Source organism: Aquimarina sp. EL_43 (genome assembly GCF_943422735.1).
Taxonomy (GTDB): Bacteria; Bacteroidota; Bacteroidia; order Flavobacteriales; family Flavobacteriaceae; genus Aquimarina; species Aquimarina megaterium.
This window is the reverse complement of the sequence record NZ_CALSBR010000001.1, coordinates 863,371-883,596: the sequence shown is the minus strand read 5'-3', so window position 1 is coordinate 883,596 and position 20,226 is coordinate 863,371. Positions and strand designations below refer to the sequence as shown.

At 33.6% G+C, this 20,226-nt stretch carries 19 protein-coding genes; 7 read left to right on the top strand and 12 right to left on the bottom strand.

Annotated features, from left to right (window positions below):
* Nucleotides 1-51: 51 nt before the first annotated feature.
* From NNL09_RS04040 to NNL09_RS04025, 3 genes are all read left to right on the top strand, one after another.
* Complete coding sequence (locus NNL09_RS04040; RefSeq protein WP_196909213.1) at nt 52-1,197, top strand: FtsX-like permease family protein; 1,146 nt, start codon at nt 52-54, stop codon at nt 1,195-1,197.
* The gene (locus NNL09_RS04035; protein WP_231389152.1) at nt 1,190-1,633 is read left to right on the top strand and encodes a hypothetical protein; all 444 of its coding nucleotides are present in this window, start codon (nt 1,190-1,192) and stop codon (nt 1,631-1,633) included. Before NNL09_RS04040 ends, NNL09_RS04035 begins: the two co-directional genes overlap by 8 nt.
* 264 nt (nt 1,634-1,897) lie before the next feature.
* Entirely contained in the window at nt 1,898-5,059 is a 3,162-nt protein-coding gene (locus NNL09_RS04025; RefSeq protein ID WP_196909212.1) for a CHAT domain-containing tetratricopeptide repeat protein, read from the top strand.
* Here the strand turns inward: NNL09_RS04025 and NNL09_RS04020 are convergent.
* Nucleotides 5,036-5,776, bottom strand: a complete 741-nt coding sequence (locus NNL09_RS04020) for a tol-pal system YbgF family protein (RefSeq protein ID WP_196909211.1) — start codon at nt 5,774-5,776, stop codon at nt 5,036-5,038. The genes NNL09_RS04025 and NNL09_RS04020 overlap by 24 nt on opposite strands.
* A gap of 1 nt (nt 5,777) precedes the next feature.
* On the bottom strand, nt 5,778-6,407 hold the full coding sequence (locus NNL09_RS04015; RefSeq protein WP_196909210.1) for an RNA polymerase sigma factor: 630 nt from the start codon (nt 6,405-6,407) through the stop codon (nt 5,778-5,780).
* 280 nt (nt 6,408-6,687) lie between these two features.
* Here NNL09_RS04015 and NNL09_RS04010 point away from each other — a divergent pair, with 280 nt between their 5' ends.
* Together NNL09_RS04010 and NNL09_RS04005 are read left to right on the top strand one after the other, a co-directional pair.
* Nucleotides 6,688-6,912, top strand: a complete 225-nt coding sequence (locus NNL09_RS04010) for a hypothetical protein (RefSeq protein ID WP_025663156.1) — start codon at nt 6,688-6,690, stop codon at nt 6,910-6,912.
* A gap of 22 nt (nt 6,913-6,934) precedes the next feature.
* Nucleotides 6,935-7,093, top strand: a complete 159-nt coding sequence (locus tag NNL09_RS04005; RefSeq protein ID WP_160170033.1) for a hypothetical protein — start codon at nt 6,935-6,937, stop codon at nt 7,091-7,093.
* Nucleotides 7,094-7,399: 306 nt separating this feature from the next.
* On the opposite strand, the gene NNL09_RS04000 is transcribed toward NNL09_RS04005, so the two are convergent.
* From NNL09_RS04000 to NNL09_RS03955, 10 genes are all read right to left on the bottom strand, one after another.
* Nucleotides 7,400-8,482, bottom strand: coding sequence for a DUF563 domain-containing protein (locus NNL09_RS04000; protein ID WP_196909209.1), 1,083 nt, complete (start codon nt 8,480-8,482; stop codon nt 7,400-7,402).
* Between the two features lie 88 nt (nt 8,483-8,570).
* Complete coding sequence (locus NNL09_RS03995; protein ID WP_196909208.1) at nt 8,571-9,389, bottom strand: hypothetical protein; 819 nt, start codon at nt 9,387-9,389, stop codon at nt 8,571-8,573.
* 11 nt (nt 9,390-9,400) lie between these two features.
* Nucleotides 9,401-10,354, bottom strand: coding sequence for a DUF5829 family protein (locus NNL09_RS03990; RefSeq protein ID WP_196909207.1), 954 nt, complete (start codon nt 10,352-10,354; stop codon nt 9,401-9,403).
* Nucleotides 10,355-10,703: 349 nt separating this feature from the next.
* Nucleotides 10,704-11,243, bottom strand: coding sequence for a hypothetical protein (locus NNL09_RS03985; protein WP_025663152.1), 540 nt, complete (start codon nt 11,241-11,243; stop codon nt 10,704-10,706).
* The gene (locus NNL09_RS03980) at nt 11,240-11,713 is read right to left on the bottom strand and encodes a hypothetical protein (RefSeq protein WP_025663151.1); all 474 of its coding nucleotides are present in this window, start codon (nt 11,711-11,713) and stop codon (nt 11,240-11,242) included. Before NNL09_RS03980 ends, NNL09_RS03985 begins: the two co-directional genes overlap by 4 nt.
* Before the next feature lie 33 nt (nt 11,714-11,746).
* The gene (locus tag NNL09_RS03975; protein WP_196909206.1) at nt 11,747-13,171 is read right to left on the bottom strand and encodes a DUF3526 domain-containing protein; all 1,425 of its coding nucleotides are present in this window, start codon (nt 13,169-13,171) and stop codon (nt 11,747-11,749) included.
* Nucleotides 13,172-13,173: 2 nt separating this feature from the next.
* Nucleotides 13,174-14,580, bottom strand: a complete 1,407-nt coding sequence (locus NNL09_RS03970; protein WP_196909205.1) for a DUF3526 domain-containing protein — start codon at nt 14,578-14,580, stop codon at nt 13,174-13,176.
* Nucleotides 14,577-15,293 carry an ABC transporter ATP-binding protein gene (locus tag NNL09_RS03965; RefSeq protein WP_196909204.1) on the bottom strand — a complete coding sequence of 239 codons (717 nt, stop codon included), beginning with the start codon at nt 15,291-15,293 and terminating at the stop codon, nt 14,577-14,579. The genes NNL09_RS03970 and NNL09_RS03965 overlap by 4 nt, the downstream gene beginning before the upstream one ends.
* Before the next feature lie 11 nt (nt 15,294-15,304).
* Complete coding sequence (locus NNL09_RS03960; RefSeq protein ID WP_196909203.1) at nt 15,305-16,522, bottom strand: GTP-binding protein; 1,218 nt, start codon at nt 16,520-16,522, stop codon at nt 15,305-15,307.
* 157 nt (nt 16,523-16,679) lie between these two features.
* Nucleotides 16,680-16,994 (bottom strand): hypothetical protein, encoded by a 315-nt coding sequence (locus NNL09_RS03955; RefSeq protein ID WP_152538232.1) that lies wholly within the window; start codon nt 16,992-16,994, stop codon nt 16,680-16,682.
* A 240-nt stretch (nt 16,995-17,234) separates the two neighbouring features.
* Here NNL09_RS03955 and NNL09_RS03950 point away from each other — a divergent pair, with 240 nt between their 5' ends.
* Both NNL09_RS03950 and NNL09_RS03945 read left to right on the top strand, forming a co-directional pair.
* Nucleotides 17,235-19,427, top strand: a complete 2,193-nt coding sequence (locus NNL09_RS03950) for a tetratricopeptide repeat protein (protein ID WP_196909202.1) — start codon at nt 17,235-17,237, stop codon at nt 19,425-19,427.
* Entirely contained in the window at nt 19,424-20,161 is a 738-nt protein-coding gene (locus NNL09_RS03945) for a LytTR family DNA-binding domain-containing protein (protein WP_025663144.1), read from the top strand. The genes NNL09_RS03950 and NNL09_RS03945 overlap by 4 nt, the downstream gene beginning before the upstream one ends.
* The last annotated feature ends 65 nt before the right edge of the window (nt 20,162-20,226 follow it).

The window sequence follows — 20,226 nt, the reverse complement described above, 5'->3', positions numbered from 1 at the left end:
TTGTTATACCTGGCTTACAAAAACTTAATTTCTAAACCTTTAAACACTATTTTGAGTGTTTCGCTATTATTGCTAAGTATTTCGCTAACAACTTTTGTTCTGCAAGTAAGAAATCAGCTTAATCAACATTTAGAAAATAATACTAAACCATTTGATATGGTTATTGGTGCTAAAGGAAGTCCGCTACAACTAGTGTTGTCTTCTGTTTTGCACATTGATGATCCTACGGGTAATATACCATTAGATGAAGCTTTAAAAATTGCTAGAAATCCTATGGTTAAAGAAATGATACCCGTTTCTTATGGAGATAATTATAGAGGGTATAGAGTGTTAGGTACGTCAAATGAGTACTTGGATAAGTATGATGCAACCTTGCAAGAAGGGAAGTTATATGAAAAACCTTTTGAAGTAGTTATTGGAAATGAAGTAGCAAAAAAAATTAACCTACAAATAGGAGATACTTTTACCAGTGCACATGGTTTAGCCGAAAATGGATTAGAAACTCATGATGAGAAACCTTTTATCGTTACTGGAGTATTAAAACCAACAGGGGCGATTATTGATCACCTTATCATCACTAATCTACAAAGTATTTGGGAGGTACATGAACATAACGATGAACACAATCATCATGAAGAAGAGCATGAACAACAAAGAGAAATAACCTCTTTACTAGTTAAATTTAGAAACCCCTTTGGGGCTTTGCAAATGTCTAGACGTATTAATGAAAAAACGACCATGCAAGCGGCACTCCCCAAATTTGAAATCGAGCGATTAATGAGATTTTTAGGAATTGGCTTTCGTACAATTAATGGTATTGCTATTGCAATATTGTTGGTAGCAGGTCTTAGTATATTTATTAACCTAATCAAAACGGTAAGAGAAAGAAAACAAGAGTTGGCCTTGTTACGTACCTATGGGGCCAACACTTTTCAGTTGATAAAATTGGTCTTTCTGGAGGCACTTTTTTTATCTCTATTAGGATCTATTTTAGGGTGGGTTTTGGGAAGAATAAGTATCTGGTTTTTTTCAGCTTTTACAGAAAATATATATAGATACCATTTTGTATTTAGCTTTCCCACTAATAAAGAACTACTCATATTGATACTAGTGATTCTAACCACCTTCCTGGCAGCGATTCTGGCCTCATTGCCTTTATTTAAATTAAATGTTTCTAAAACAATATCTGATGTATAAAATAGTCTTCCTAATCCTGTTTTTTATAGTAACTAAATTCAACCTATTTTCTCAAGAAAAATTAACCTGGCACGATTTGGCTGATGTAAAATTTTATAATGTTTACAGTTCAAAATATGATGATATCTTTTTAAAACCAAGATTCGGACCTATTATAAAGTCATACCAAGGTGCTCAAATTCGTATTAAAGGTTACTTTTTAGATTTTTCTATTGAAGAAGATGAATTCTATATGGTATCTAAAAACCCTAGGTCTTCCTGTTTTTTTTGTGGTGCAGCAGGTCCAGAAAGTATTGTTGAAGTTATTTTTAAACAAAAGCCAAAATTTAAAACAGATCAAATTATAGAGGTTACCGGTATTCTTGAACTTAATACAGATGATGTAGATCACTGTAATTATATACTAAAAGAGGCGACAGGAAGGTTGATAAATTAAAAAAATAAGTAACTAAGTAAATATTCAATAAGCGATTACCTCAGATAGTAAGTTGATTATGAAATTATCATAACTTCTATACCTTGTATGCTCAATTTGAGAGCCATTTTTCAGGATATCATCGACACTTTCAAATAATCTCAATACCTCTCAGATAAAATAAGTTGAGTCGTTCTTTTAAAGACAGATTATGTAATCAGTTTTTGACGAAAAATACTTAATTAACTAAATTAATTACTTTTGTTTTCTTTCAAACACAAACTCATGTCTCAACTCATTTCACACATCTTTTTTAAAGCCTTACTAGTATTAAGTATAATTTTTTATCACCCCATTTATGCTCAAAAGGCTGACGACATTGATGAGGCAAATAGGTTTTTCAAAAAAGGAGATTCTTTACTGTATTATAGAAATTTTAAACTAGCGATTCAAAATTATGAAGAAGCTAAACAAATTTATGAAAGGAATCAGGATTGGAATCAGGTTATAGCATCTCATAACAAGCTTTCTGAAAATTATATGTATACATTTAATCTTCCCAAAGCTTTGCATCACACAGAGCAAGCCTTACAAATTATAGAACAAAAAACCGATATTAACCCAAAGCAAAAGGCCAGGGCTTGGGATAATATGGGGGCTTATTATATGAAAGGTAAATCTGATCTGGATCTTTCGTTAGAATATTTTGAAAAAGCATTTCAATTAAGATCCGAAAGCTTTACAGATGAAGATGAGGACTTTGCCAGATCTCATTATAATTTTGGTACTGTCAAAACATATAAAGGGCTTTATGAAGAAGCTATGGATCATTTTAACAAAGCAATTGAGATCAGGAAGAAAAAAGCAAATGAAGATCCGATCGAAATAGCCGAAATTTATAGACAAATGGGCAATGCACTTTTTGAGCAAGGATTATATGACGAAACATTAGTATATCTTAAAAAAGCATTGGCCATAGCAAATAAAATTTACAAACCAGATAACTTTTATTTCGTAGATCTATACAACAATATCGGACTGATGTATAGCTATAAAAAAGAAGAGAATAGAAGTTTGGAGTATTACATAAAATCTCTTCATTTAAGCGAATTGCAATTAGGAGTTGATCATCCTGATCAGGTACGTATGCACTATAATATTGCGAACATATATTATTTTCAGAAAAATAACGATAAAGCGCTGTTTCATGTAGATAAAACCATAACAATAGGGATCAAGGCTTTTGGCGAAGATTTTCCTAACCTTGCATTGCCTTATAGCCTCAAGGGACTGGTGATAAGAGGAGAAGAGGGAATTGTTTATGTCAAAAAAGCGCTTATTCTAGCTAGAAAAGCTTATGGAGAGGATAATGTACGAACAGCCTATTTTCATACATACTTAAGTGAGTTATATCATGAAATCGGTCAATATAAAAGAGCAAATGAATATGCTCAAAAATCACTTGATATTCGATTAAAGGTTTTTGGGGAGCATAGTTTTTATACTGTAGAATCCTATATTATGATGGCAACTTTTGAAATCGATAAAAAGGAATTTAATAATGCATTAAATTATTTAGAAAAAGCAATTACAGCAAATAAACAACTTAAAAGTAGTGGGGTAGGAAATTACGGAGAGTTTGATATGTTTTTAAGTCTAACTCGATTGTTGAAATCGCTGGAGCGGAAAGCATTTACGCTAAAATCAATATACGAAAAAGGAAACGATCCAAAGATTCTTGAGGAAAGCATAAATACATATGAAAAAGCTGGTCGATTGGTAGAAACAATCAGGAGAACTCAATACAATAAAGAAGATAAGCTAACTTTTGCTAAGGATGTAAAAAATGTTTTTTACGGGGGTATTGCTACCCAATTATTATCTGATACAGGAAATGAGGATGAGAAGATAGAAAAAGCTTTTAATTATGCAGAAAGAAGTAAGGCAAACTTGCTTAAAGAATTGTTGAATGATGCTAATGCCAAAGGGTTTTCAGGATTGCCCGAAAAGCTCCTGAATCTGGAACAAAGCTTAAGAAAAGAGTTGGCAGATGCTAAATCTGCTTTTTACGCTACAATCGGAAAAGAAAATACAGATCAAACCAAAGTTTCTGATATCGAAAGTAAGATTACCGATATTTCCCGTCGTCAGGATTCTTTAAAAGAAGTACTCGAAAAGAAATATTCTAAATATTACCAATTAAAGTATGACAATAACACGCTATCCATTAAAGAAATTCAAAAACGATTGCAAGAAAACACTACGCTTTTGGAATATTTTATGGTAGACAGTACATTATATGCTTTTGTAATAACAAAAAATGATGCCGGTATTAAAGAATTATCGATTTCTGAAATTGATAAAAAAATTGAGGCTTTCAGATCAAGTATTTTGCTTAAAAACAAAGTAGAGTATAAACGATTAGGATACGCATTGTTTAATGAACTTTTAGCTCCGATGAAGGATCAAATAATTGGTAACCAGTTAATAATCATTCCAGATGAATCTCTATGGCATCTTAACTTTGATCTTTTGTTGACCTCTGATGTAAAAAAAGAAAATAATAGTAAGTTATCATATCTAATAAAAGAATATGCTGTTAGTTATGCTAATTCAGCTAGTTTGTTGTTTGATGAAGGAATTTATAAATCGATAACAACATCTGAGATTCGTAAAGAATGTTTGGCATTTTCATTTTCAAATGAAGACTCATTATCTGTAGGCAATCAAATGGATCTTGAAGTCCTAAGAGATGCTCATGAGGATTTACCAGGAACAAGAAAAGAGATTAAAAAAATTGCCACTATAGTTAAAGGACGATACTTTTTTGGTTCACAGGCGATCGAACAAAACTTTAAAAATAACCTTTCAGATTATAATGTTTTACATCTGGCGCTTCATGGTGAAGTAGATGATCAAAACCCCGAGAATTCCAGAATTTATTTTACCAAAACTGAAGATTCATTAGAGGATAATATTTTATATAGCCATGAATTGTATGCATTGAATATTCCTGCAGAATTGACTGTGCTAAGCGCCTGTAATACGGGAATGGGTAAAATAGCCAAAGGCGAAGGTGTTTTAAGTCTTGGTACTGCCTTTCAATATGCAGGAACAAAAAGCCTTTTACTAACTGGTTGGGAGGTGTCAGATAAAACCACTCCAGAGATAATGCAGAATTTTTATAGTAATCTAAGTCAGGGGATGAATAAAGCAGAAGCCTTACAACAAGCTAAGCTAAAATTTCTACAAACCACTGATGTGTTTACTCAGGATCCGGTTTATTGGGGAGGTTTTTATCTTGTTGGTAATTATGATGCTATAGAGTTTGAAAAACCTATCCATATGAGTTGGATATTCTATGGATTGATTGGATTAATCACGTTGGGAGTATTTTTTTATATGAAAAGAAAATCAATCAAATCATTGTTTCAATCGTATCTCTGAAGTAAAGTTGTTAGGTATTTTAAGGTATTTTCTGGCAGATTCAAGATCGTTTAGATCAAGATAAATTAATCCTTTATACCATAGAGCTTCATTTAATAATCTTCCTGTTGGATGATTGGTCAAAGAATCCAGAAGCTGTATAGCCTCTTTAGACATACCTGTTTTATGAATGGATAAGGCTCGAATCAATAGGGCATCTTCATAATATAATGAAGAAGGATCGTATTTTTCTAAGGTTTCAATTGCTGATAAATAATCTTTCTTTTTATACAACTTAAAAGCATCGATCACTACTTTTTTTTGGTTGAATTCTTTTGTGTTTCTTACCTGATAATCACTAAAACCTACATTCTTGTTCCAGGCATTTTTGGCTAGTTCATTAAGATTGCTTTCTTGTATAGGGAACATAAAATACCAGGAAGAAATGAGTAATAAAAAGATAGCAGCAATACCCGCAATCCGTTTCCAGGAGGTCTTTTTATTCGAAGCCTGACCTTCAGCAATTAGCTCCTTCCATTTTTTGGTGCGTTGCTTTTGATTCGCATTAGGGTAGTTTTTGTCAATAAGATTAATACTGTGTTGGTACTTTTTAACCTTAGTGGCAAAAATAGGATCGTCCTGAAGCCTTTGATCAAATGATTCCATTTCCTTCTCTGAAAGATCCAGATCAAAATAACGGGTAATCAATACGATGTCTTTATCCTGTATCTCCTTCATCTTAACGTTGTTTGAGAGCCATTAATTGATCAAATATCTCGTAGACTTTTTTAATAAGTCTCTTTTTACAATTATATTTTGCTTGCACTAGTGCTTGATAATTAACATACCCTAGTTGTTCTTGTAAATCTTTTAATTTTGTATCAGAATCTATTTCTGTTTGCATAAGGGTTTTGCATTTTTGAGATAAGCTATCCAACGCTTCTGATAAAGCTCTTTTTTGCAGCCATTCTATTTCCAGGTTTTCTAGAGAATCATTAATGTTATTATTATGATCATTAAATTTTTGATCTTCCGAAATTGTTTCTTTTAATACTACAGAATTCCAGGGATGACGTTTCGAAATAAGCCAATTGTTTTTACACATCACAAAAATATAACCAATGCTATTTTCTGGTAATTTTTCCTGAAGAACTACAAATCGTTCCCAAAATTTTTGCATAGCACCAATAAAAATATCTTCGGTTTCTTGTTGGGATTGGGTTAAGGATAAAAGTTTTGGTTTTAGCTGCTCAAAAAGATCTTTAACAAATCGATCAAAAGGCAATTCGTTTCCTTGTATTGCCTGTTCGACTATCTTTTTCAGCTTACTGCTATTCATCATATCAAAGGATAATTTCTTTTTAAGCAACCTGATCCTATTTTGACCTGTTGATTATAGACCACTTTTATCACTTAATTGTGTCAATTGGGATAAAAATAATCAAAAAGAATTTGAAAAAAATTAAAAAAATGTCTGTTATGTTTTTTGATTCCTGCATTAGTAATATGTAAGCCATTGAGTTTTATGCTTAATGTATTGCAAAACCTGGGGATAACAAATGGAATACGGTGTAAAAGGGAATTGACATAAACCTTGAGTGTCATTAAATGTTCGGGGACTTAATCATTTTTTTAAATTATTATTATTTATGAAAAAATCATTGTTAAACTTAGGAAAAGCACTTAGTAAATCGGAGCAAAAAAATATCCATGGAGGATTGCGAGGAAGTTTTGGAACTTGCGGTTGTTCTTCAGAATATACTTTAGAAGGTGGAAACGGTATAGAGTGTTCATATGAGCCAACTGGAGCCGGTGGTTTTCCTGGAGCAAGATGCTATGGTAGCGTTCAGAATGGAATGTGTTGTCCGTATTAATAACATTTAATGACTTTGAAGTATGAAAAAATCATTGTTAAATTTAGGAAAAGCTTTAAGCAGAGAAGAACTTAAGCAAATCAATGGTAAATCAGGCGGATATTATTGTCCTGGAGGAAATAGTCCTGCAAACGCACCAAGATGTCCTGTTCCTTGTTTTATGGGTAATTGCTTACTGTAAAGCTTATATACAAGAGCTCTGATTTTGAGCTCTTGTTTTTTTACGTTTTCTAAAGATCGATATACAATTAGCGAGATCTTGTATATTTAAAATATGATCACATCTACTACAAAACGATTTTTGGTTTCATTATTTACCTGGATAGGTTTTCTATATAGAAATTGATGTACCCGAAAATATGCATTAATTCTCTAAGACCTTTGATGATAGGAGTGATCTTAAAAGTTACATCTTTATTAAATCTATCTCTTGTAATATCTATAGCATTGTTTTTTAGACTTAGTTAAGTCCTTTCAGCCAAAATTATTACCTAAGCCATGCTATTAATTTATTCAAAAAAGTATCTGGTGGCATATAAAAATTACTCTTAAAAATGACAGATGTTGAAGTAATGGTCTGCTCATTATCCGTAGTTGGTAACCCTCTGATACAATCATAGCTGTGCGAAAATTGTGATGCCAGCCAATAATAAACGGCTTTATAAAAGTTCCCGGGAAATAATTCAAGTATTTTAATATGTTTGTTTTTAGAATATATCATATTCATAAGCCCTGCACCATGTAATCCGATAATATGTGTAGCATTGGAAAATAACTTAACTTGTTCTGCAATGGTAAAGTTCTGCGCGTCGATTATTTTAAAATTATTGTTTTGAGCAATGTTTTCAATTTCCGAGGAGTTTGTTAAACCTCTTCCATAGATTCCTCGACGAGTAATAAATATTTTATCAGGAGAAATAACAGCGTTTTCTTCGTAAGGCAATTCATCAAGCAATGGGCAAAAATTTTCATGTTTGCAACTTATATTTTGAACAAAATAAGTAGCATCTTCAATTTCATAATATTCATTTGTAGCCTGAAACACCCAATTACGATCGAAGAATTTTGGACATAACATGTTAAATTGCTGAAAAAAAATACTTGATCTTAATTTTTCAGATACAATAACAGGAATATCTCGAGATACATTTAAACGATCAAGTAGTGCTAATCGTCCAACAAAATCATTCAGAAAATGAAAGTAGTTGGTGTAATTTTCTGATAACAAAATAGCCTTGTTTAGGGTTACCTTCTTTTGCCGAAAATAATGAGTTTTTGTAATCGTTGGTTTGAACTGGTCAAGCACAAATTGAGCATAAGGGTAAGATTCTGCAATCAACCGAAAATTTTCTGAAAGAGCCCACCCAAAAGTAGGCTCTATAATGCATTTTTCTGTATAAATGTATAGAAATTCTCGTTGTTCAACACTAGCCTCTTTTATCATTTGGGTGTTAATTGCCGATTCAAATTGATCATATTTTAAATCATTAAATGGCTTGGTTAACACTTGATGTTGTATGTATTTGGACATAACATGCTTAGATAGAAATTCAAGAGCTGGGTTTTCCATGTGATTATTTAATTACATTGTTTCACTTTTTGGTAACTGTAAAAAAATAAATGATAACGTTTTTCATTACCATAGATAAGCCGTGTTATTATTCTTTTAATAGTACGGTACGGGTAACTTTATTGAAAGGACCAGGAATCAGCGTTCCGGTTTCATCCAGCAATTCTAGTTGAATACTAACTTCTCCCATTGGAAGCCCTTTGATAACCTGCGGAGCCCATTCTGTAATGATAAATTCTTCACCATTAATAGTAGCACGAACTTTATGTCCATCTTCAGAAAGAGTGGTGTTCAATACAAAAAAATCAAGTAATAAACTCTCAGCATCCTTATCGGCATATTCTCCCTTAGGTCGACTGTAGATAAGCGTCGGAGCTTTCATATCTAACCCTTGAGAATCTTGGGGATTGGCACCAACCATAAGTTTTCTAACTACTACCGAGTTTGTATTTTTGACCGATTCGTGGTATGAACGGCTTAAAAAAGCAACTAAATGATGTACACCATCAGGGATTTCTTTTTTAAAATTAGGTTCGTAATGTGCAGAGTAGGGCTGATTATCCAAAATAAAATGAATATGCTGCCCTTTTCCCGAATTTGCCAACCTTAGAGAATTTGGTCCCTGGGTTTGAGCACCTAATTCATAATTCTTTAAATTAAACGTAAAATCCATATCACCTCCCTGAGAAATTTTAATGGTTTCAGGTAAATCCAAAGTAAGTGCAGCATCTGTATAGGCCGGAGAATTTTCTAACTTTTCTATGGTGATCGATTGTTGAACTTCTATAGATTCTTTAACATGTGGATTTGCAATTTCTTCTTCTGTAACATTTTTCTTTTGTTGTTTACACCCTATTAAAGTAATAGATAAGGACAGGATTACGGTGGTTAAATAATGAGTTTTCATTTTTATATGATTTAAAAGTTATTTTTATGAAGATTATCAAAATTCCATATAGATTCTTTCCCTTTGTTAATAATGGTGACATTTCCCAGATTAGTAACACTATCGTCAGATCTATTTAAATGACATCGTATCTGGGTGATTTGGCTATATTCAACCTCATTAGATGCCGTAATTTTTATGATTATATCTCCTCCATCAATACTAAGCATGTGACCATCTTTTTCTAATAATTTACATCCCAGATGATATAATTCTTGTGTGATACGGATGTAGTCATCAGTAGTACAGGTCATTGCAATCGATTTTATACCGTTAAAAAGCTTTTGGTTTGCGTAGTTCGGCTTTAAAAACGCTTCACGCGAATAAAAAGGATGATGTTTTTGGTAAAGACTATCAAGAAAAATAGGATTATAAAAAGCATACCAGGTGTGTAAAGCAGTACCAGGACTTGGGGTATAAAATGCTTTGAACCAAGTTTCTTTTTGGTTACTTAATTCCATATCTACAGTTTTTGTAGCATTAAGAAATCGAGTGTTTTCTACTTTTAGCTTTGGTTTAACACCTAAATGAAAATGTTCATCATTATTCTCTAGAGTGAAACCTACGCCACTTTTTCCAACAGGTTCGTTGAATACATTGTTAGGCCCTAAAATTTCTATATAATGTTTATGTCCTCTTAGATAACACATAGGTGTATCATTATCTATTGGAGCAAAAGAAGGAAGTCCTTTATCTAATGTTCCATAAGTTTTGCCCCATCCAATATCTTTTGTTAAACTAGAGTATGAGAGACTATCCAGAACTATATATAAATGATTCAACATTATCGCAGAAACATGCTTGCCAAAGGCCGCATCAATCTTTTCTCGATCAATTGCAGATGGGACGTGCTTTTTTTGTACTTGATCTTTACAGGAAACTAAAAGCATCAAAAGAAAAACATAAAGAGCAATTCGGTTAAACATGATTAAAACTGTATTAAAAAGTGAGTTTACTGATAATTTATTTTTTGTCTTAAAATATATTCTCAACCTCTACTGCCTTTAACATAAGATAGTGTAGGTCTTTCGAGGTCATTTTATTTAAGCTTTATTTTCATTGATTTTAAATTTTAGTTTTGGATTTTCTGTTTTCAATGACTTAAGTTCAAAAAATCGGACTTGTTTAATTTCTCATCAACATCCAATACCTACCATCGGAATAATGATAGGTATTTGGAAGGAGGAAGTTGTCTATCTCGTTTTGTACGGCAAAGAGAATCTTTATCTAAAGCAAAAAGACTAAAAACATGAGTTTTTCATTTCATATCGTTTTTTAATTAACCATCATCCCATCAAATAATTTTGCCCTATTTAAAACATCTCCAGTAGTTGTAAAGCTTTTATTAGAAGGTTCATAAACAAGACTATCTACACCTATCCCATTACGTAGCAATCCAATCCCTAGAAGTTTAGTATTAAGAAGACGTTCTCTTTGCTGGTCCAGGTGTTCGCCTATAATCATTCTCGATTTTAAGAAAGAGCCTTTCTGTCGTTCTATCCTTGGAGCAATACCAGTTTTCAATTGCGCCAAAGATCGCTCCACAGGAAGGTGCAATGGCGTCTGCCAATCGAGCAATGCCCCCTGGTAGAAATCCCCATCAGCCTTGGCGACCAATGTGATATAATCTATCCCCTCTTTCTTTATTAGCTTATAAAGATTATACTGGGTGGATTCATCGAACTCAAGAAAAACCCCCAGGGCGGTGTAAAAAAAAGAATTTCCTTTATACCTTTCCCTGATCACGGGTTCCATAAAATCCATAGGACAAACCAGAAAAAGGGTTTTTTCTTGCCGTTTGCCGAAGAAAATCATACCGACGCCTCAGGGTTATAAGGTAGGGAGGAATGATGAACGTCTATCTTTAATTTTCCAGAAGGATCAAGAGTATAGCCAAAGGTATATTCAACTTTGACCTCCTGCCCATCTAGGCCAGTAAAGTAATAGTTACCCATGGCCAAAGCTCTTTTTTCTTCGAGTAGCATAGCCTCGTTTTCAAAACGTACCTTGGTCCAGGGTTGAATAGCAAAACCTCCATCCTCTGGATATTGATCGTTTCCTGCAATAAAATATGAGAGAGCTCCTTCCTTATCAGGCCTAAATTGAATGAGCGATGTTTTGGTGGGCTTAAACAGTACCTTCTTTTTATCAAAAGCATAGCGTTCATCCAGGAACTTGCTTGTAAAACGCTCGCATTCCTCTCTTTGATCTTTTTTAGCACCGATCTCGACAACCCCGTTACCCCATTCTGTTTGTGCTTTTTGTACTTCTTCTTTGGTAATCATTATTGTTTTATTTAAAAATTGAACATTATTTTCTTAATTGAGTATACCTTTTGTTTTTAGATGTTTCGAACTGAAAAATCCAAGGCCAAAAAGTACAATGGATATCAGGTAGAGTGTTAAAGCCACTGGAATCAATTGATATGAGGCCGGGCTATATTGAAACTTTGGTAATGTAGCATAGTCCTTTTGCGCAAACTTTTTATTATTGTAAAGAAGAGGGACAAAATATTCCCGCCAATTTCCTGCAAAGGCGATGACCTGTTTTCGGTAACTTTCGTAGTCTTCTGTAGAAGTTCCTGCCAAGTGGTTGAATGATTCCTGAACAGTGATTGCCGGAGATATCCATTTGAATTTATTCATCCAGTCTTGTTGTTTTCGCAATTGATTCTCAAAAGAGCTTACTACAGGTTCTAATTCTTCTTTGACCAACTGTTGCGAAGCCATATACCTGTGCCAAAAAGACCTCCTTTGAGAAGTATCATTAATCGCATACTCTGGATGGTCACGTAGATAATTATCAAGGATTTCGTCCTGTTTTTTGGTGATTTCTGCTTTCACTTCACGCATCTCATTGACCATAAGGGTACGTGATGGCATAGGATAAAGAGTATTTCCTAATTGGTTCAATACAGAAGGAACCAATAATACAAACAATACCCAAAGCCCTAGCATAGCTACTGCATTCTTGGCAGAACTACCTACCCATAGGTTAACCAAAAAGGCTAGAGTAAACCAAAAGAACATATATCCCAACACCAAAGTAAGTAGTCCTAAAAATAAATTCCTTTGACTTAGGATGTCAATACCGATGATAAGAAAAACAAGTGTTAATGCTGCAATGACCAAAACCGACATCCAGAAGAAACGTAATCCTAGTTTTTGCATGACCCAATTGGGAATACCAATGGGTTGTGCGGCCAGTAATCGGAGTGCACCACTTTCTTTCTCGGCAGAAAGCACGTTATAGGAAAAAGCAATGATCAAAAGAGGTAGTAGATACACAATCACAAATGCCAGGTCAAAACTACCGAACAGCAATTGCACAGGGCTCGTCATTTCGGTAAAATTTAGAGCAAAATCATCGCCTGTTGCCGTTGGTCTTACAAAATGGGTAAAAAGATCTGCTTGGCCCGTTGATACAAATGCCATAGGCTGGGGTTCCATGGTAGCTACCCTGGGATGATAATTTCCTACAGCCATTGGACTTGTGGGTAAAGTCCATCGAGAAGCACTTACTTCCATTCCGCGTTGTACCGAGTCGAGAAGTTTTAACATTTCGGCATCGCTTTCCCGTAATTCTTCTTGTGCCTTTACAATGATATTTTTACGCTTCTCTACTTTTTGTTTTCCATTAAAGGCCGAAAAACCGAAGAGAAGTAATAATATCAAACTCAAGAGCTGTATCCATCGGCTACGGAGCAACAGCTTTAATTCATATTTAAAATTGTAACTAAACATACTTATAAATTTTTAGGAATGAAAAAAAGGAATCCAAAAGAACCTAAGAACCAAAGCCCCATGACCATGAGGTTGGAAGTATTTTGCTCTAGAATGACTCCGAGTTGAGGAGGAGTGTAGTCAAAGTCAGGTAACTGTTTCCAGGTTTCGGCATCTGCTTGATACGACCAATTGCCATATTCTGAGTTTTTAGCAAAATTACCATTCAAAAATTCTTGAGTAGCGATGCGATAGTCCTCTGCAGCGTTGGCAAAATCCCAATGCGTGGCATAGTCGGTCTGGGCAATAGCCATGCTCAAAAATCGAGTAGGAAGATAGGGAGATAGAAGCGCCAAATTCCTGTATACATCTGATTGCTGCTTATATTGATTCTTGAGATGATTATAGTGTTTTAGATAGATCTTTGCCTGGTGTTCCTCACCTTTTTGCATTCTATAGGCATCATAGTTAAAGGGAAGCTGAGATAAGCTATCCACACCGTATTCTTTCAATATTTTTTCTTCTAGAAGTTTAGCCTCCTTGTTCCAGGGATTATGACCATCGAGCCCGGATTTTTTGTCTTTTAAGACATTGGCCGTAAATTCTTGTCGTGTTGGATAGGGATATTTGTTTTCGGCAAAATTACTCGCGGCTTTTGGTGCTGCTAAACAGGCAATGATCCAAATACACAGCGACACTACAAGCGAGATGCCTGATTTTTTAGTTTTGATAGAAATCAACAGTACTAAGTTGATAAAGATAATATAGTAAACTATATATACCACAAACAATGAGAACAATGATTCCCATTTGAACACTCCAAAATCTTGCAAGTTAGACAATAGGATGCCTGCTATAAAGAACAGAATAGCCGTAATCAACAAAATAGGGAAAAAAAGCGCCATCCATTTTCCCCAGATCCATTTCCATTGGGAAATGCCCTGACTCTTGAGCAATGTTAAGGTACCCATTTCACGTTCTTTGGTAAAACCATTATACCCCAGAAGAACAATGAGCAAGGGAATGATGAAGAGCAACATAAAATCTGGTGTCAAATCTCCAAAGCGAGCGAGACCCGTTTGATCTGCCGCTGCGCTAAATTGTGCCTCGTTGCGGTTATGGGCCTCCAGAAAAATGGAAGTACCTGTATATTTATCTACACCTTGATCTACTAACGAAAGAGGATATTTTGGTTTAAAGGCATAAGTACCATAATGCGCTGCAGAATGTGGGTTCTTTTCACCTTGATTGTCCCAAACCTCACGTTCTGCAGTTTTAGCAGCCGAGTACTGTGCGTTCACATTTTGGTATTGTTGAGCACTGATCCACACTGCAACACTTAATAAAATGAATACAATGATTAAGGAGATGCGAACGCGACCGTCACGCAACAATTCCTTGGTTTCCTTAAGAAAAGTTTTTGTTATCATGATAATATTTCTTTATAGTCCATGGTATCGAGATATACCTTTTCTAACTCGGCAAGAGAAATATCGTCTGACACAAATTGTTGCCGTAATTTGCCATCTTTCATGATACCTATATGAGTGGCTACTTCTTTGGCACGAAAAAGGTCATGTGTTGCCATTAGGGTGGCTATACCTTTTGATTTTAATTTGTGCAACAGCAATCCGAACTCATTACTAGCCTTGGGATCAAGACCAGAAGTGGGTTCATCCAATAGCAGGACTTTGGCATCTTTGGCCAAGGCAATAGCAACTCCTACTTTTTGGCGCATACCTTTAGAAAACGTAGTGATACGTTTGTCAAAGGCTTCTGTTTGTAGTCCCGCTTCTTCCAAAAAGCCTTTTAATTCTTTTGTCGAAAGCTTCTTTCCTGCTATTCCAGAAAAATAGTCAAGGTTTTCTAAAGCAGTTAAGCTTGGGTAAAGCATCAGATTCTCTGGTATGTAAGCTAAGAAATGCTTGGTTGCCCTAGGATTTTCCTGTACGTTTATTTGGTTAATAGAGGCATTGCCCGAGGTTGGTGTCGTAAAACCTAGCAAGAGGTTGATTGTTGTAGTCTTTCCGGCACCATTAGCTCCGAGAAGGCAATATATTTCACCTTCTTTGATTTGAAGGCTCAATTGGTTCAGAGCAACGTGTTCGCCGTATTTCTTTGTAAGATTGTTAATATTGATCATAATACTATTATTTATATGTTTGAATCTTGATAGCTTGGGATGGGCCAATTATCGATATTAGAGAACTCTCCTGTTTTCCAATCCAGCACCTCCTCATTGGTAAGCAAACATTTTTCAAGTTGTAGAGTTATCGTGGTAACATCGAGATGCTGCCCAATAAAGACGAGTTCTATCTTTCGATCCCCGAAAGGGTTTATCCAATCTGACTCTATTAATTTTTGGTTATCCAGAAAGGAAGGGTAGCTGATTCGTTCTGCAAATGACATAGATGCCCACCATACCCCAGCGGGGTCAATTTTTGTAGAGCCTCCTGCCGTACTCCAGATTAAGGCTTGATTACTGCGAGAGGCCAACCAAAACAAACCCTTACTTCGAATAATATTTGAAGGAAAATGGTTAGAAACATAGTCGAGGAACCGTTCTGGATGAAACGGTTTTTTATTGCGGAATACGAAGGAACCAATACCATATTCTTCGGTTTCAGGAACATGTTCATTTTCGAGTTCTCGTATCCAACCTGCAGAATTTTCGGCTTCTTCAAAGTTAAACAACCCTGTATTGATAATTTCCTGTAATGCTATTTGTGAATTTTTGGTAGGAAATATTCTGGCTCCCGGATTTAATTTTTGAAGAATATCATATACATTTTTTAATTCTTGTTTGGTAACCAGATCTACTTTATTGAGTAAAATCACGTTTGCAAATTCTATTTGATCGGTAAGTAGATTTACAATCGTACGCTCATCGTTCTCAATATTAGTAAGCTGCCTATCCGAGAGATATTGGGCACTCGAAAAGTCTTTCAAAAAATTATATGCATCTACTACGGTAACCATAGTATCGACATAACTAAAGCGACTTAGGTCGATACTGCCGTCCTCACTTGCAAAACTAAAGGTCTGAGCCACAGGAATAGGTTCTGAAATACCTGTGCTCTCGATAATTAGATAATCAAATCTGTTTTCCTTAGCTAATTTTTCGACTTCTATCATCAGGTCTTCTCGAAGGGTGCAACAAATGCAACCATTGCTCATTTCTACGAGGCATTCCTCTGTTCGAGAAAGGCTGTTTTCATTTTGTATGAGCTGAGTATCTATATTGACCTCACTCATATCATTGACAATCACAGCAACTTTTAACCCTTGTTTATTATGTAAAATATGATTAAGCAATGTGGTCTTGCCTGCACCTAGGAAACCACTCAATACAGTAACTGGTAATTTTTTCATGACTAAAAAAAATTAAATACTAAAAAAGTTGGAAGAAAATTTTCTGACTAACAGAGAAGGGTAATTGATCTATTGTATACACTATGATATGATTTATAAAATCATATCGTTGTAAATATCAACATACAAAAAGAAAATTTTCATAAATAAAATGCAACTACCCTAAATATTTGGGCGGAGGTTTATTATAGATGCTTTTAGGGAGTGTAATACTGTATTGCGATGTTTCGTAACAAAAATTGATTTTGTACTCATGGAAATCTATCGCAGATTTTTGTTCTACTTCTACAAATGTACTATCTGTAAAAGGAGTAAGTTTATATGATACCGCGATAATTTCACACAACTCACAATGTATTTGATCATCGTCATCAGAAAAATGAGAAATAGCATGTACATTAACAATTCTAAGAAATAGAAAAGCGGATAGAAAAAAAAGAGTAATTATATTTTTCCAAATGTTCATTCTCATTTGCCAAATATAGTAATTAATTGGATTCTTAAATCTTAAGATATTTATAAGGAATAAACTTTGGCAAAATTTTTGGATTTATAATCCTGTTCCTAACTATTATAGTGTAAGAACGTTTTCTCTTTTTTTACCTTAATACAAATTCTTTTTTAGTGTTTTTATCAAAATCTACAAAGCAAGATCGAGTAGAATGATTCTCTATTTTTTTGATTTAAAATTTTAATAACCGTTCTTTATTTTATGAAAATAATAAATATACCTATTATTTACTTATTATGCTTCTTGTCTTTTTCTGCAACTGTTTTATCTCAGAATAAAAAAATAGACAGTTTAAAAAAAGAACTAAAAATCTATACCAAAAAAGATACCGTTAGAGTAAAAATCCTTAATCATTTAGCTTATTATCACTATAGAAATAATCCTTCTCAATCATTAGCATATGCCGAACAAGCAGGGAAACTTGCCGATGAAATAAAATCCATAAAAGGAAAAGCTCGTAGTTTTTATATGAAAGGGATTACTCATATGGAACAAGGTAATTTTAAAACTTCTATTGCTAATTATGAAAAAGCAATTGAGTTATATACTTCAATAGGTGATTTAAAAAGTATTGCAGGTTGTAATAATGCCTTGGGAGTTCTAAATAAATATAAGGGGAATCAAAAACTCGCCTTAGAATATTATAAAAAAGCTTTAGCAATTGATCAGAAACTGGGAGTGAAAAAGAATATGCCTAATTACCTCTATAATATTGGTAGTATTTACTCTGATATGGGAAAACATAAAGAAGCTTTAGGTAATTTTAAAAAAGCACTACAAGTATATACAAATAATAAAAATGAATACGGAATACTTAGCTGTTTCAATTCAATAGCTATAGTGTACCTTGATCAAGGTAATTATCCTCTGGCAATAGAATACAACCATAAATCATTAGACATAGCCAAAAAATCTAATGATTCCCTTAGTATTTTCCAATCGTTAAATAATATCGGAAATATTTATAGACAACAACAACTTTATGATAAAGCACTGGATTTTTATAAAAAGGCTTTAGCTATTAAACAGGCTAATCGTAATAGCAAAAGTATCACTGCCATAAAAAATAATATGGGAGGCATCTATATCGATAAAAAGGAATTTGCTAAGGCTGTCTCTTATTTTGAGGAAACAAGTAAGCTTAGTAGCGCAATTCAAGATAATGAACATTTAGCGACTAGTCTTAATGGTTTAGGTTTTGCATATTTGGGAATGAAAAGATATTCTGAAGCTTTAGCTAATTTTCAAGAGGCGAATAAAATTACTTCTGTTAATCAACAGCAATACGAATTAGTAGAATCGTATGTAGGAATGGCATACGTATATTACTATATGAAAAAAGGTAACCTGGCATTAATTAATGCTGAAAAAGCAGCTCAACTAGCCAATACATATAAACTTTTAAAGCATCAGCGTGATGCCTATGAGTTACTTTCTATAATAAACAATGAATTAGGAGAACATCAAAAAGCCCTTTTAAGTAATCAACAACTAAAAATATTAAACGACAGTCTTTTTAATAGAGAGAATATTCAGAAAATTACAGAAGTAGAGTATGAATATAAGTACAAAAACGAGTTAGAATCTGCAGAGAAAAGAGAACTAAGACTTACGCAAACAGTTAAAACGACAACCAATAACTTAGAAAAGTCACAACGAAATTTATTACTTGGGGTGATTGCTTTTTTAACGACAACTTTACTTTTAGGAGCAATAATTTTCTTTTTAAAATTAAGGAACGAAAAATCCAAAACTCAAAATATCATCATCGAACAGAAATTGCTACGCTCACAGATGACTCCTCATTTTATCTTTAATTCACTCTCTGTTTTACAAGGAATGATATTGAATAAAGAAGAAAAAAAATCAGTTGCTTATCTGTCAAAGTTTTCAAAATTACTGCGTATTATATTAGAAAACTCTAGAGACAAAACAGTATCGCTTTCTCAAGAATTAATTGCTATAGAAAACTATTTAGCACTTCAGAATTTAGAAAACAAAACCTATAAATATACTGTTTTTGTAGAGGCTACTATAGACGTATCTGTGTTTGAAATACCTCCTATGCTTATTCAACCATTTGTTGAAAATGCTATAGAGCATGCGTTTGTAAATCAAAAAGAAAATAGAATAATTGATGTTCACCTATCTTATGCTAATAAAAATTTGATATGTACCATTACAGATAATGGTATTGGGGTCGACTCTCAAAAAGAAAATAAAAAGGATAATAAAAAATCATTATCTACAACGATAACTTCTGAACGATTAAAAATATTATCCAAAGATTTCAAAATGAAAAGTTCGGTTACCGTTGAAGATAGAAAGAAATATAACGAGCAAGGAACATTAGTCACTTTAATCATCCCTTATAAAATAAAGGAAGTACAATGAAAACAGTAATAGTAGAAGATAAGGAATACATTAGAAAAGGCTTACTTAATCTATTGCAATTAATAGATGCCGAAATAGAAGTAATAGGGGAATGTGAATCGGTAAAAGATGCTGTTGTTGTAGCAAACGCCTGTAAACCAGAATTAATTTTTTTAGATATAAATCTTACCGATGGTACTGGGTTTGATTTTTTAAAGCAGACAGAAAATCTAAACTTTAAAGTGATTTTTATTACGGCCTATGAAGAACATGCGTTACAAGCCTTAAAAATTGGTGCTGTAGATTATCTATTAAAGCCTGTAGATGTAGATGAATTACAAATAGCATTACAAAAAGTCATAGCATTACCAATAACAGAACAAAAAAAGCAGATAAAAACGGTAAAAGAGGTCTGGAATAATGAAGACTCTACATTAATATTATCGCTTCATGATAGTTTTCAGGTGGTAAATTTAAACGAATTACTATTTTGTGAGTCAGACAAAGGTTATACAACTTTTCATTGTAGTGATAATAAAAAGTATATGGTTTCAAAAACCTTAAAAGAATTTGAAGAACGCCTTTCTAAAGCTAATTTTACACGGCCACACCAATCATTTATGGTTAACTTAAAATTTATAGACAAGTATGATAAATCGGGTGTTATTTATTTAAAAAATGGCAAAAAAATACCAGTATCTTCCCGAAGAAAGGAACACTTCTTAAACGCTTTTTTACATTGGAATAAGAACTAAACTTCTTTCTAATGCGGATATTTTTTGAAGTATCGCACTTATGTATTCTAAAACTACAGAAATAG

Excerpts from the sequence above, each read along its gene's own strand:
- NNL09_RS03995 (WP_196909208.1), bottom strand. The coding sequence starts at position 9,389 with ATGAAAACTCATTATTTAACCACCGTAATCCTGTCCTTATCTATTACT.
- NNL09_RS04035 (WP_231389152.1), top strand. The coding sequence starts at position 1,190 with ATGTATAAAATAGTCTTCCTAATCCTGTTTTTTATAGTAACTAAATTC.
- NNL09_RS03970 (WP_196909205.1), bottom strand. The coding sequence starts at position 14,580 with ATGATAACAAAAACTTTTCTTAAGGAAACCAAGGAATTGTTGCGTGAC.
- NNL09_RS04025 (WP_196909212.1), top strand. The coding sequence starts at position 1,898 with ATGTCTCAACTCATTTCACACATCTTTTTTAAAGCCTTACTAGTATTA.
- NNL09_RS04005 (WP_160170033.1), top strand. The coding sequence starts at position 6,935 with ATGAAAAAATCATTGTTAAATTTAGGAAAAGCTTTAAGCAGAGAAGAA.
- NNL09_RS04010 (WP_025663156.1), top strand. The coding sequence starts at position 6,688 with ATGAAAAAATCATTGTTAAACTTAGGAAAAGCACTTAGTAAATCGGAG.
- NNL09_RS03955 (WP_152538232.1), bottom strand. The coding sequence starts at position 16,994 with ATGAGAATGAACATTTGGAAAAATATAATTACTCTTTTTTTTCTATCC.
- NNL09_RS03975 (WP_196909206.1), bottom strand. The coding sequence starts at position 13,171 with ATGTTTAGTTACAATTTTAAATATGAATTAAAGCTGTTGCTCCGTAGC.
- NNL09_RS04000 (WP_196909209.1), bottom strand. The coding sequence starts at position 8,482 with ATGGAAAACCCAGCTCTTGAATTTCTATCTAAGCATGTTATGTCCAAA.
- NNL09_RS03990 (WP_196909207.1), bottom strand. The coding sequence starts at position 10,354 with ATGTTTAACCGAATTGCTCTTTATGTTTTTCTTTTGATGCTTTTAGTT.
- NNL09_RS03985 (WP_025663152.1), bottom strand. The coding sequence starts at position 11,243 with ATGATTTTCTTCGGCAAACGGCAAGAAAAAACCCTTTTTCTGGTTTGT.
- NNL09_RS03960 (WP_196909203.1), bottom strand. The coding sequence starts at position 16,522 with ATGAAAAAATTACCAGTTACTGTATTGAGTGGTTTCCTAGGTGCAGGC.
- NNL09_RS03945 (WP_025663144.1), top strand. The coding sequence starts at position 19,424 with ATGAAAACAGTAATAGTAGAAGATAAGGAATACATTAGAAAAGGCTTA.
- NNL09_RS03950 (WP_196909202.1), top strand. The coding sequence starts at position 17,235 with ATGAAAATAATAAATATACCTATTATTTACTTATTATGCTTCTTGTCT.
- NNL09_RS03980 (WP_025663151.1), bottom strand. The coding sequence starts at position 11,713 with ATGATTACCAAAGAAGAAGTACAAAAAGCACAAACAGAATGGGGTAAC.
- NNL09_RS03965 (WP_196909204.1), bottom strand. The coding sequence starts at position 15,293 with ATGATCAATATTAACAATCTTACAAAGAAATACGGCGAACACGTTGCT.
- NNL09_RS04020 (WP_196909211.1), bottom strand. The coding sequence starts at position 5,776 with ATGAAGGAGATACAGGATAAAGACATCGTATTGATTACCCGTTATTTT.